The sequence below is a fragment of the Pseudomonas pichavaramensis genome (genome assembly GCF_050473265.1).
In the GTDB taxonomy this organism is placed as follows: Bacteria; Pseudomonadota; Gammaproteobacteria; order Pseudomonadales; family Pseudomonadaceae; genus Aquipseudomonas.
The window spans coordinates 593,513-606,028 of record NZ_JBJKFJ010000001.1 but is presented as its reverse complement, the minus strand read 5'-3'; the positions used below and the strand labels follow the sequence as shown (position 1 = coordinate 606,028).

Annotated in this window: 11 protein-coding genes; 2 read left to right on the top strand and 9 right to left on the bottom strand. The window is 61.8% G+C overall.

Annotated features, from left to right (window positions below; genetic code table 11):
- The first annotated feature begins 42 nt into the window (after positions 1–42).
- Positions 43–333, top strand: a complete 291-nt coding sequence (locus tag ACJRW5_RS02690) for a DUF2218 domain-containing protein (protein ID WP_484568982.1) — start codon at positions 43–45, stop codon at positions 331–333.
- A 5-nt stretch (positions 334–338) separates the two neighbouring features.
- On the opposite strand, the gene ACJRW5_RS02685 is transcribed toward ACJRW5_RS02690, so the two are convergent.
- A complete protein-coding gene (locus ACJRW5_RS02685; protein ID WP_484568981.1) occupies positions 339–1,082 on the bottom strand; it encodes a 5-oxoprolinase subunit PxpA in 744 nt (247 codons plus the stop codon).
- Between the two features lie 224 nt (positions 1,083–1,306).
- Here ACJRW5_RS02685 and ACJRW5_RS02680 point away from each other — a divergent pair, with 224 nt between their 5' ends.
- Positions 1,307–3,538 (top strand): TonB-dependent receptor domain-containing protein, encoded by a 2,232-nt coding sequence (locus tag ACJRW5_RS02680; protein WP_484568980.1) that lies wholly within the window; start codon positions 1,307–1,309, stop codon positions 3,536–3,538.
- A gap of 109 nt (positions 3,539–3,647) precedes the next feature.
- Here ACJRW5_RS02680 and ACJRW5_RS02675 read toward each other — a convergent pair whose 3' ends face one another.
- The 8 genes from ACJRW5_RS02675 to ACJRW5_RS02640 all read right to left on the bottom strand — a co-directional run bounded on the left by ACJRW5_RS02675 (position 3,648) and on the right by ACJRW5_RS02640 (position 12,470).
- Positions 3,648–4,811 (bottom strand): type III PLP-dependent enzyme, encoded by a 1,164-nt coding sequence (locus ACJRW5_RS02675; RefSeq protein ID WP_484568979.1) that lies wholly within the window; start codon positions 4,809–4,811, stop codon positions 3,648–3,650.
- Positions 4,812–5,188: 377 nt separating this feature from the next.
- A complete protein-coding gene (locus ACJRW5_RS02670; protein WP_484568978.1) occupies positions 5,189–5,467 on the bottom strand; it encodes a DUF2218 domain-containing protein in 279 nt (92 codons plus the stop codon).
- Entirely contained in the window at positions 5,451–6,254 is an 804-nt protein-coding gene (locus ACJRW5_RS02665; RefSeq protein ID WP_484568977.1) for an ABC transporter ATP-binding protein, read from the bottom strand. The genes ACJRW5_RS02670 and ACJRW5_RS02665 overlap by 17 nt, the downstream gene beginning before the upstream one ends.
- Positions 6,251–7,303 (bottom strand): FecCD family ABC transporter permease, encoded by a 1,053-nt coding sequence (locus ACJRW5_RS02660; protein WP_484568976.1) that lies wholly within the window; start codon positions 7,301–7,303, stop codon positions 6,251–6,253. Before ACJRW5_RS02660 ends, ACJRW5_RS02665 begins: the two co-directional genes overlap by 4 nt.
- Positions 7,300–8,403 carry an ABC transporter substrate-binding protein gene (locus tag ACJRW5_RS02655; protein WP_484568975.1) on the bottom strand — a complete coding sequence of 368 codons (1,104 nt, stop codon included), beginning with the start codon at positions 8,401–8,403 and terminating at the stop codon, positions 7,300–7,302. Before ACJRW5_RS02655 ends, ACJRW5_RS02660 begins: the two co-directional genes overlap by 4 nt.
- The gene (locus tag ACJRW5_RS02650) at positions 8,403–10,355 is read right to left on the bottom strand and encodes a TonB-dependent receptor domain-containing protein (protein WP_484568974.1); all 1,953 of its coding nucleotides are present in this window, start codon (positions 10,353–10,355) and stop codon (positions 8,403–8,405) included. Before ACJRW5_RS02650 ends, ACJRW5_RS02655 begins: the two co-directional genes overlap by 1 nt.
- Positions 10,356–10,443: 88 nt before the next feature.
- Positions 10,444–11,778 (bottom strand): histidine kinase sensor domain-containing protein, encoded by a 1,335-nt coding sequence (locus tag ACJRW5_RS02645; RefSeq protein WP_484568973.1) that lies wholly within the window; start codon positions 11,776–11,778, stop codon positions 10,444–10,446.
- Positions 11,775–12,470, bottom strand: a complete 696-nt coding sequence (locus ACJRW5_RS02640) for a response regulator transcription factor (protein ID WP_484568972.1) — start codon at positions 12,468–12,470, stop codon at positions 11,775–11,777. Before ACJRW5_RS02640 ends, ACJRW5_RS02645 begins: the two co-directional genes overlap by 4 nt.
- Positions 12,471–12,516: the final 46 nt, after the last annotated feature.

Sequence of the window (12,516 nt, the reverse complement as noted above, 5' to 3'; positions counted from 1 at the left end):
CGACAGAGATGGCGCGCAGCGCGCGCCCTACCAGGAGCATGCATGAACTCATTGACCAGCAGCGCATTCGTCACCACCGACACGCCCGCCCGCTATATCAGCCGACTGTGCAAACACTTCGCACACAAGATCCCGGTCAGCTTCGACGAGCAGCAGGGGCGTATTGAATTCACTGCAGGCCTGGCCACCCTGCAAGCAGAAGAACAGGGACTGCGCCTGCAAGTGGAAAGCGCCAACAACGACGACCTGCAGCGCCTGCAGGGCGTTGTGGCCAGCCACTTCGAGCGTTTCGCCTGGCAGGAAGAACTGACGCTGGACTGGCAGCCCCGCTAAGTCAGTCAGAGCGCATCGAGCTGAGCGCGCAGACGACGTAACACGGCCAGCGACTCGGGATTGTCACCGTGCACGCAGAGGCTGTCGGCGCGCAGCAGCAGCGGCTTGCCATCAATATCGGCAAAAGCCACACCGCGGGCAATCGCTGTTCCCTGGGCAAGAATACGCTCAGGGTCCTGATGCACAGCGCCACTCAGGCGCCGCGGCGCAAGCTGGCCGTCGGAGAGGTAGGTTCGATCGGCGAAGGCTTCGAACATCAGCGGCACATCCGCCTCATCCGCCAGCCTCAACTCCCGGGCGTTATCGGCCAGCGCCAGCACCATCAGCGGTAGTCCCTGACGATAACTGGCGCAGGCATCGAGAACCGCCATCAGCAGCGCGTCGTTCAACACCAGATCGTTATACAGCGCACCATGAGGTTTGACGTAAGCCAACTGGCTGCCGGCTGCGCGGCAGAACGCATCCAACGCACCGATCTGATACAGCACCTGCGCTCGGACTTCCTCGGGCGAGCATTGCAGATGGCGCCGTCCGAAACCCTGCAGGTCAGGATACGAAGGGTGTGCACCGACACTCACACCATGCTCCACAGCCAGTGCAACGCTGCGCGCCATGATCAGCGGGTCACCCGCGTGAAAGCCACAGGCCAGGTTGGCCTGATCGATCAAGGGCATGGCCAGCGCATCGTCACCCATGCGCCAGGCACCGAAGCCCTCACCCATGTCGCAGTTGAGCAGAATTCGATTCATAGCGGCAGCTTAAGACGCGGCGCAAACCTCTGCAAAGAAAGGTTTCACTTGAGAAATAATCGCACTTACAAAATTTACACTCCGTTGTAAGCCAGAGCCTACGGCCATTACAGGCAACCAGGACGGTCAATGGCAATAGGCGCAATTGAACCTTATATGCAAATCACTATCATCCCGGCCGTCAGAGCGTCCCACGCTCGTTTCACTTCGCCAGGAGTAGCTCGATGTCCGCCGTCAATTCCCGTACCGCCTTGGCCAGTGCCATCGCTCTGGTTACCAGCCTTGGGGTTCATGCCGATGAACCCATTGCCCTCGGCGACGTGGTGGTCAGTGCCGCCGGTTTCGAGCAGAAAGTCACCGATGCCCCGGCCAGCATCAGTGTGATCGGCCGCGAAGAGCTGCAGCAGAAACGTTACAACAACCTGGCGCAAGCGCTGGAAGACGTGGAAGGCATCGACGTGCGTCAAGGGACCGGAAAAACTGGCGGTCTGAACATCAGCATCCGCGGTATGCCCAGCGACTACACCCTGATCCTCATCGACGGCCGCCGGCAAAACACCGCCGGTAACGTCACCCCCAATGGCTTCAACGAGACCTCCACCAGCTTCATGCCGCCGATGTCGGCCATCGAGCGCATCGAGGTGATCCGCGGCCCGATGTCGACACTGTATGGTTCCGACGCAATGGGAGGCGTGGTCAATATCATCACTCGCAAGGTGGCCAAGGAATGGGGGGCAAGTGTGACTCAGGACTATACCTTCCAGGAAAACAGCGATTACGGTGAAACCCGCAATACCAGCCTCTATGCCAGTGGTCCCCTGGTTGACGGCCTATTGGGCCTGGCTGTGCGCGGTAGCTTGTACGACCGAGGAGAGTCGGACCTGCAATTCGATAACGACGGCGCAGTCAGCAGGCGAGGCGCCTCTCCGGTAGAAGGCAGTAACACGACATTCGGAACGCGCCTGAGCTTCACCCCGAACTCAGATCACGACTTCGTTTTCGACTTCGAGCGTGGCCGCCAAGTCTATGAAAATGATGACTGCCAACTCGGCAATCTGGACGGCAAGAACGGCGGTAGTGCGACTGACGGGTGCACCACGGATGCACCACTGCGCGCCAACGGCTACAAGGATGAACTGCGCTTCGAACGAGATCAGTTCGCTCTGAGCCATACCGGGCGCTTCAGCTTCGGCACGCTAGAAAGCAGCATCACCCATAACACCACGGAGACCTTTGGCCGAACCATACCCGGGACCCCAATCGGTAACGCATACACAGGCTTTCCCTCGATCATCATCGGCGATGACCGCAAGCTGAAATCAACCGATTTGGTGGTAGACAGCAAACTGGTAGCTCCCATCGGCGACGCTCACATTGCAACGGTCGGTGCACAGTGGTGGGACGCAAAGGTAGCTGACAGCATTGCCGATGAAGATTTCCAACAAACCTCTTGGGCTCTGTTCTTAGAGGACGAATGGCGCCTCCGCGATGACTTGGCTCTGACGTTGGGAGCACGCTATGAGGATCACGAAGCATTCGGTGGCCACGTCAGCCCGCGTGCTTATCTGGTGTGGAATACCAGCGACACCTGGACACTCAAAGGCGGTGTAAGCCGTGGCTATAAAACTCCGTCGCTCAATCAGCTACACGACGGAATTAACGGCGTAACCGGCCAGGGTTCAACCATTACCATTGGCAGCCCAGACCTAGATCCCGAAATAACCACCAACACCGAAATCGGTGCTTACTACGACAACCTCTCGGGCTTCAATGCGAACGTCACCCTGTTCCACAACAAGTTCAAGGACAAGATCGACAGCGGTACGCCCATCGCTAACTGCTTTTACACAGCCAGCCCCAATCAACCTGGCTGTGTGAGCTACGGTTCGGGCTTCACTCAGGAAAACTTCGCGCAAAGCATCAATATCGGTGAGGCGGTTACCCAAGGCATGGAAATCGCCGGCCGCTGGGAGTTTGCCCCCGCTTGGGCCCTGTCTGTTAATTACACCTATACCGACAGCGAACAAAAGAGCGGCGAAAACAAAGGTGAGCCTTTGACCAATACACCGGAGCACATGGCCCATGCCCGCATCAGTTGGACTGCTAATGACCGACTGACTCTCTGGTTCAAAGGCGAGTATCGCGGCGAAAGAGCACGTTTCACGGATCGCTACGAAAATCTAACAGCCGCCAACCAAGCGCTCTTGGATGCAGCCGGAGACTTGAAGGCATATGAAGTCTTTCACCTTGGAGGCTCCTTCAAGGCCTCTGAAAATCTGACCCTCAACGCTACCATCTACAACCTGTTCGATAAGGACTTCACCAGCGGTAGCTACTACACCACCAATACGGGAACCCAGGGTTGGGCATCGGATTACACTCAGATTGCACAGTCCACTAGCGGCACTCTGGAAGAAGGCCGTCGCCTGTGGGTCTCGGCGATCTTCGAATTCTGATCGCGGGCTGAAATGCAAAAGCCGCCACCCCGCAAGGGCTGGCGGCTTTTCTTGCCTGCAGAAACAACAACGCCCACACAAGGTGGGCGTTGTCGGCGCAGCGGCAGTCTTACAGGTAGTAGGACTTCAGCGGCGGGAAGCCATTGAACTCAACGGCGCTGTAGCTGGTGGTGTAGGCACCGGTGGACAGCCAGTACAGGCGGTCGCCGCTGGCCAGGTTCAGCGGCAGGCCGTACTTGTAGTGCTCGTACATGATGTCGGCGCTGTCGCAGGTCGGGCCCGCGATGACGACCTCTTCCATCTCGCCCTTCTTCTCGGTCCAGATCGGGAACTTGATGGACTCGTCCATGGTTTCGATCAAGCCGCTGAACTTGCCCACGTCGGCGTAGACCCAACGCTCCACGGCGGTACGCGATTTACGCGCAACCAGTACCACTTCGGAGACCAGCACACCGGCGTTGGCGATCAGCGAACGACCCGGCTCGAGAATGATTTCCGGCAGTTCGTCACCGAAGTCTTCCTTGAGGAAGCGGGTGATTTCCTCGGCGTAGGTTTCCAGGTCGTTGGTGCGCTGGATGTAGTTGGCCGGGAAACCGCCACCCATGTTGATCATCTGCAGGGTGATGCCGTCTTCTTCTTTCAGGCGCTCGAAGATCACCTTGACCTTGGCGATAGCGGCGTCCCACACGTCGATATCACGCTGCTGCGAACCGACGTGGAAGGAGATACCGTACGGTACCAGGCCCAGCTGCTTGGCCAGGATCAGCAGATCCAGGGCCATGTCCGGCTGGCAGCCGAACTTGCGGCTCAGCGGCCAGTCGGCGCTGGTCGAGCCTTCGGTGAGAATGCGCACGTAGACCTTGGAGCCCGGCGCAGCCTTGGCGATGTTGCGCAGGTCGGCCTCAGAGTCGGTGGCGAACAGGCGCACGCCCTTCTCATAGAAGTAGCGAACATCACGCGCTTTCTTGATCGTGTTGCCGTAGCTGATGCGTTCCGGGCCGACGCCGGCGCTCATGACCTTGTCCAGCTCGTAGATCGAGGCGATGTCGAAGTTCGAGCCCTTGTCACGCAGCAGCTCGATGATCTCGATTGCCGGGTTGGCCTTGACCGCGTAGTAGGTCTTGGCGAACGGGAAGCAGTTGCCCAGTTGATCGTAGGCGTCGGCGATGATCTGCCGGTCGATCACCACGAACGGGGTTTCGTGCTGGTCGGCAAATGCCTTCATGCGCTGGAAAGTGGCGGGTGCGTAGTAGTCTTCGACCTTGATCGACATGCTAGGACTCCATTGGCTAAACCGGGAATACATGGATTCGGGCAGCAGAACCGGCAACAGGTTCCGCCACGTGTAGGGGGTGGCCGCGTGCGACGCGAGCCTGAACGCCTGACAGTTTCCCCACTTTGGTTCGCCTACTTCCCAAGGCATGTCGCCGAGCATCACTGATCGCGGTGGGCCACCAGCGATCTCTCGTCGTCAGTACTTGAGCCGGATGGATCGTTTCCAGCATGGACGTTCGGGCGCGGACTTTAAGACCATGTGCCCCTCAGATCAACCGGAAATTCTTTCTAATTTCAGCACGTTCCGGATATCACACAAAACGTCCTGAAATGCTGAACAGGCGCGGCTTTCAGCCAGTTTAGCGCAGCTGTATTTCAGTGCCATTGCAACACTAGGTCATCCACCTGCGCGAAGCCCTGCAGATGCCGGCGCAACACCTCCTGCAATTCGTCCAGCTCCTTCGCGCTGGGCGCATTGCAGCGCAGATGCAGGTGCGCGTCGTCTGCGTGCAGCATGCACTCGCCGATGGAGAAACGCAGTTGCCCTTCTCGATCGCCGTAGCTCGCTTCGATCTTGTGCGCGAAGTGCTTGCACAGGCGGGTGAGCAGGCGCGGCGCCTGGGTACAGGGGAAAGCACTATGGCTGGTCGGCATGAGGCATGGGTTCCTTGATCAGTGGACGGTCAGCCAGCACCAGCGGCTGGCCGAGAGAGCAGTGTTCGAGGCGCGCCTCGATGCCGTATGCGCGGCGCAGCCAGGCGGTATCGAGCACGTCCCGAGCCGGACCGAAGCGATAGGCCCCATCCGGTGCGAGCAACAGCAGGTGACTGCAGAAACGCAGCGCCAGATTGAGGTCATGACAGGCCACCAGGGCGATGCTGCGCTCAGTACGGCAGCGCTCGGCGACACAATCGAGTACGCGCAGTTGCCAGTGCAGATCGAGCGCGCTGGTCGGTTCGTCGAGCAGTAACAGCTGCGGCTCACCGACCAGCGCCTGAGCCAGCCCCAGCAGTTGCCGCTGTCCACCGGACAGGCGATCCATGCGCTGCAGGGCCAGATGTTCGATGCCCAGGCGCTGCAGGACATCTTCCACACGACTCGACAGCCTGCTGGCCGGCAAACCGGGGCAACGTGCCCGCGCCGCCGCCAGCAAACTCTCATAGGCCAGCAATGACACCGCCTGCGGCAGCTGCTGTGGCAGGTAAGCCACCTGCACCTGTTGCCGCCAGGGCGGGACCCCGCTGAGCAGTGCCTCGTTCAGACGGGCTCGCCCCTGACACGACTGCAAGCCTGCGATGGCGCGTAGCAGCGAGGACTTGCCCACCCCGTTAGGACCGAGCACACCCACCAGACTGCCAGCCTCGATTGCTGGCAGGGTCAGTTCCTGCAATACCGTACGCGCGCCGTAGCTCAGACTCAGCGCTTCGATCAGCAGGCTCATGCGTGACGCCCTCGCGCCAGAATCAGCGCAATGAACAGCGGCACCCCAACCACGGCGGTGACCAGGCCTACCGGCAGAATCACCCCAGGCAGCAACGCGCGACTGGCCAGTGACGCCAACGACAGCAGCAAGGCTCCGGCCAACGCGCTGCCGGGCAGATAGAAACGGTGGTCCTCGCCCAGCAGCAGGCGCGCCACATGTGGACCGACCAGGCCGATGAAGCCGACCTCACCGACGAAGGCGGTGGCCACACCGGTCAGCAGGCTGACTCGCAGCAGCACGAAGGTGCGCAGGCGACCGACACGTATGCCCAGGCTGCGTGCCTGTTCTTCGCCGCCACGCAGACTGGTCATCGCCCACGCCTGACGCAGCGCGAGGGACAGGCAGACGACAAGTACCAGCGTCACCAGCGCAACGCGCTGCAGATCGGCGCGCGCCAGACTGCCCAGCGTCCAGAACACGATCTGCTGCAGCGCGTCGGCATCGGCGATGAACTGCAGCAAACCAACCAGCGCGTTCAGTCCGAACAACAGGGCGATGCCGAACAACACCAGAGTGTGCAGTGCCTCGCCCAACATACGTGCCACCAGCAGCAACAGCAGGCAGGAGAGAAATGCGCAGGCGAACGCCGCCAACGGCAACAGCAGATCGGCGCCAAGCCCGGCAAGATTGGGCCGCAGCAGGATCACCAGCGCCGCGCCCAGGGTAGCCGCCGCACCAACCCCCAAGGTGAATGGGCTGGCCAACGGGTTGTTCAATGCCGTCTGCATTTCGGCGCCGGCCAGGCCCAGACTGGCGCCGACCACCACGGCCATCAGCGCGTAGGGCACGCGAATATCCAGGATGATCACCGCCTGCGCCGGGTCCAGAGCTCCGGGTTGCAACAGGCCATGCAGCACGTCCCACCAACCCAGGCCAGCCGGTCCGGTAGCCAGGTCGGCGATGAAGGTGGTCAGCAGCGCCGCCGCCAATACCGCCAGGCAGGCCCAACGGCGCCAGAGCGTTCGACGGTAGGCGCGAGCGAGCGCTTGTGTGGCCTGACTATTCACAGGCTGATCCAGTACTGACCGTTCAGCACGACCGGCTGGAACTCGCCGTAAAAGTGCTCGAGCGTGCGCTGCGGGTCGAGATCGACGAATGCTTCGGGGTATAGCCACTTGGCGAAGACCTGCACCGCGACCACGTTGAACGGGCTGTTGTAGAAGCCGTGCCAGATCGCGTGCGCCCTGCCCTCGCGTACCGCTGCCAGATGCTGCAAACCGCCACGGCCGACCAGGCGCTGCAGGGAAGCCCGTGCCGCATCGGCCGCCACGCCAGGCCCAAGTGCGATATAGGGCGCGTCCTCCGCCAGGCTGTCGGCCGAACCCACCGCACTGGCGATATACAGCTCGGGCGGCTGGCTGAGGAGCAGTTCCAGGCTCAGAACGCCAGCATGCCCCGGCAAGCGCTCCCTGGCGATGTTGTCGCCACCCGCTGCGACCAACAGATCGGCGAGCATGCCTCGCGCCATGCTTTCACAGCAGCCATCGCCAAGGCCGGCGCGGCTATGCAGAAACACCAGCGGTCGTTGCTGTTGAGGCAGATGCCCACGCACCGCGGCCAGCGCTTCGGCATGTGCCGCGTTGAACGCCTCGGCACGTGCCTCGCGGCCCAGGGCCTGACCGAGCAGACTCATGCTCCGCGGCGTGCCGGTCAGCGGCTGCTCACGGAAATCGACGAACAGCACGGCCACACCGGCGCGCTGCAGCTGTTCGATCAGCCGGCCCTGAGTACTGCCCGGGCCATGCCCGGACAGGCTGAAGATTGCCAGATCGGGGCGTAGCGTCAGCACCTGCTCCAGGCTGAAGGTATCGGCCGCGCCCTGGCCAATGCGCGGCACCTTGGCCAGATCGGGAAAGGCCTGCTGATATTGCCGCGCGCTACCGGGGTCGACCAGCGCCAGATCCGCCGGCATTCCGACCAGGCGGTCCAGCAACTGCTCACCTTCGAGGATGGCTAACACCGGCAGCAGACGCCCCTCGCCCAGCACGATGCGCTCGACCTTGTCGGGCACCTCAACCTCGCGCCCGGCCAGATCGGTCAGCATCTTCGCGTGCACCGGGGCCAGCATCGCCAGCCCCAGCAAGCCCCCCAGAGCCCACCGACGCATCAGATACGCCATGCCACCCCCAGGCGCAGCTCACGACCCGGCTCGTAGGAACCGCGGACGATGTCGTAGCCGGGGATGTGGGTGAAATCCTCGTTGCTGGCATGATCCAGGTACTGCTTATCCAGCAGGTTCTTCAGGGTCAGGGTAAAGGTCAGTTGCTCGGGCAACGCCTGCCACTCGGCATACAGATCGTGCACGCCGTAACCCGGTTTGGAGATATCGCCATCGGCGGTATGCAGCGAATCGATACCGCGCACGAAGCGCCCCTGCCAGCCGAGGGTCAGGTTATCGCTGGCCCGATAGTCGGCGAAGGTCGTCCAGGTATTGCCCAGGCTGTTGCCCAGCCCATTGTGCTCGTAGGCATTGAGCCGCCGACCATCCAGGCGGGCCAGGTTGCGGTGAAAACTCAGGCCGAGGCTGAGCTGCTGCCAGTGATAGGCACTCTGCAGCAGCACGCCTTTGCTTTTCAGGTCACCCAGATTGCGGTACAGACTGGTCAGTTCGGGGGTGTAGGAAATGGCATCGCGGATACGCGTGACGTAGCCCTTGGCCATGAACTCCAGGCCGCCGTTGCGGTAGTCGAAACCGATCTCCTCGGTGCGCGCCTTCTCCGCTTTCAGGTCCGGATCGTTGCCGGCCACGTCGAGCTTGAAGGCATCGCGCACCTGCGGACCACGCAGTGCCTGAGAATGCCCGGCGAATACCGTCAGTTCGGGCGTGAGCTGATAGCGCAGGCTCAGGTTGGGGCTGAAGCCCTTTTCCTTGAACGTCTGATCGTCGCGATCGTCCAGCTCGTAGCGGTCATAGCGCAGGCCGGCATTGAGCAACAGCCGCGAAGTGATCTGATAGGCATCCTGCACGTAAAAGCCGAGCACCTCGCCGTTCTCACTGTCCAGCTCGCGATCGTCTTGCGGGCCGAGGGTGGTACGGTCATCGCGGTAGTCCAGGCCGTAAGTCAGCTTGTGCGAGGCGAAACGACTGGTATTACGCAGGTCGAAACCGCTGCTGCGGGTATCGCCGAAGTACAGCCCGAAACGGCCGTCCTGCTGCAGTTCGTTGGTGGTGTGAAAGGTCGTCAGCTCAAGATCGAACAAGTCGTTGTTCAGCGGCTGCCAGGCATAGTTGAGCGTCCAGGTCTCCCGCTCGGTCTGCAGGGGATAGGCCGCGTTGCGCGGCGCCAGCACCATCCACTGCGGACGCTGCGGGCGCTCCCCTTCATCGAGACGGCGCTCGTAGCTCAAGCGCAGGGTCTGCGCCTCGTCGAGTTTGCCGACCAGTTTGGCGTAACCGAATTTCTGCCGCGAACCGGTGCCGAGCACGTCGTCGTTGCGGCCGTCCTCGTAGTCGTTCTGATCCTGATAGCTGGTCATGGCCAGCGCCGACCAGTTGTCATTGAAACGGCCGAACACACTGGCGCTGGCCTTGTAGCCCTCACCGGTGCTGAAGTAACCGGTCTTGAGCAGCGCACCGAGCCCTTCACCTTCACGCAGCAGGTCGTCAGGGTCCTTGGTCACGAAACGGATCGCACCACCGAGCGCGCCCGGCCCGGCGGTGGCATCGCCGGTGCCGGCCTGCACCTCGGCACGCTTGAGCAGTTCCGGCTCGATGCTGATGCGGCCAGTGTGGTGGAAGGTCTGCCCCGGCTGGCTGGCGCCGTCGATAGTGATGTTCAGCAACGTATCTTCGAAGCCGCGCAGGTACAGCTTCTGCGCCGCCGTTGAGCCACCGGCCACGGCGACTTCCGGGTTGGACTCGAACACTTCCTGCAGGTCATTGGCCTGGTAGCGCTGCAGCTGCTCGGCTTCGACGCTCTCGCTGCGATCCAGCGCCGCCGCCGTGATTTCCTGCGCATCGAGTTCCAGCAGTGAGTCGGCTGCCTGGGCCTGGGCGGCCAGCAGGCCGCTGAAAGTCATGGCCCCAAGCAGGCTCAGGCGATATGGGCATTGCAGCATGGTCGTTCCTCCCCGGAAGAAATGTGAATACTTCGCATTTGCGAATTTTCATCACAACCCTCTGAGCAGGGAATCACTTTTACAACTGTTACACCGCCGTGCGTGGCAGCCGTATCGCCATGCGCAACCCGCCTTGCGCTCGATTGCTCGCAGCAATGGCGCCTCCCGTTGCCTTGATCTGACGCTGCGCCAGTGCCAAGCCAAGGCCGTAGCCGGCCCGCTCGCTGCCGCCGCGGAAGAACGGCTGAAAAATGCGCTCCAGCCATTGTTCGGCTACACCGGGCCCCTGATCGGCGACACACAGCAACCAGTCATCTGCATCCTGGCTCAGGCTGACCTCCACCTGCCCGCCCTTGGGCGTATGGTCGAGCGCATTGCGCACCACATTTTCGATGGCCTGGCCCAGTGCCCGGCTGCTGCTGCCATGCAGCGGTGCACTATCGGGAAGATCGCAGACGACCTGCCGGTCCGCGTACTCGAAGCGGGCGTCGTCGACGATACTGTCGATCAGCTCGGACAGATCCAGACTCTCGTCACGCAGTTCGGGACGTTCATTCTCCAGCCAGCTGAGGGTCAGGGCATCCTCGACGAGGCGACGCATCCCGGCGCAGTCCTCGCGGATACGCTCAAGCAACTGCCGGTGCCCGCCATCCTGTTCGGCCAGGCTCACCGCCATCTCGATACGAGTGAGCGGCGTGCGCAACTCGTGAGACATGTCCGCCAAACGCTGACGCTGGTCGATGATCAGTTGCCCGGTACGTGCAGCCATGGCGTCGAAGGTATCGGCCAGGCGCGCCAGCTCGTCATTGCGCGAGCCCAGCAGCGAACGCACGCGCACATCCAGACGGCCATCGCTGAACTGCCGGGTCGCCTGCTCAAGACGCCCCAAGGGCTGCATCAGGTGGCGGTAGAGCACCAGACAGACAATCAGCATCAGTACCAACGGCACCACCAGCTGCAGCATCAGCTTGGCATAGTGCCAATTGAGGCCGGGGCGCATACGCTGCGGAAGGATGATCAAAAAGTGCGTCTTACCGTCGGCGAACGGCAGATCCATGATGGGGTTTTCCTGAAAGTACAGGTGGATCTTCCAACTCACGTCGCGCCCCAGGCCGAAGCCTTCGTAGAAGCGCTCGGTCAGCACACTGCCGGCCAACGGTCGCACGTCCGACTCGACCACCGCAGCCCAGGTCTGCTCCTGTTGCTGCAAGGTCACCAGCCAGCGCGCCAGCGCCTGGTGATCGCCGGCCAGAAACATCGCCTCGGCCTGCTCACCATAGTGACGCAGCGTGCGCTGGTGCTCGGCGTCGATGAAGCTCATGCGCTCCTCGGTTTGCCAGGCGACGCGGGCGATGATCCAGAACAGCAGCACGCTGCCAAGGCCGATGACCAGGCACAGCTTCCAGAACAGGCGATGATTCATGTGAAGGCGTAACCGCGACCGTGCACCGTCTGCAGGCGGTCGGCGCCGAGGCCGGCATCGACCAGACGCCGACGAATACGGCTGACGTGCATATCCAGACTGCGGTCGTACTGGCTGTATTCGCGCTCCAGCGCCAGGCGATAGAGATAAGGCTTGCTCAGCGCCTCGCCCCGATGGCTGACCAGTAGCCAGAGCAGACGGAACTGTAACGGCGTCAGCGCCAGATCACAGTCGCCGACTCGCGCCTGCTGAACATGTCGATCGAGATGCAGTTCATCGACCTGCAAGCGTTGCAACTGGCCGCCACGCACCTCCTGCGGGCGACTGCGACGCAACACGGCGTCAATGCGCAGTTGCAGCTCGGTGATGTTGAAAGGCTTGGGCAGGTAGTCATCGGCGCCATGCCGCAGACCACGAATGCGCTCCTCCTCAGCGCCACAGGCCGTGAGCATGATCACCGGCGTCTGCTGTTGCTCACGCAAACGACGCAGCACGGAGAAGCCATTGACGTCCGGCAGCATGACATCCAGCAGCAGCAGGTCCGGCTGTTCGCTCAGGGCCAGATCGAGCCCCATTTCCCCCAGATGACTGGTCGAGGTGGCGTACCCCTGCCCCTGCAACAACTCGCCCAGTTGCGACGCGAGCGTGCGGTCGTCTTCAACTATAAGGATGCGAGCCAGACTGGCAGTCATAGGGATTACCCAAGCCGATTAAGGCGAATGATTCTCATATATAAGA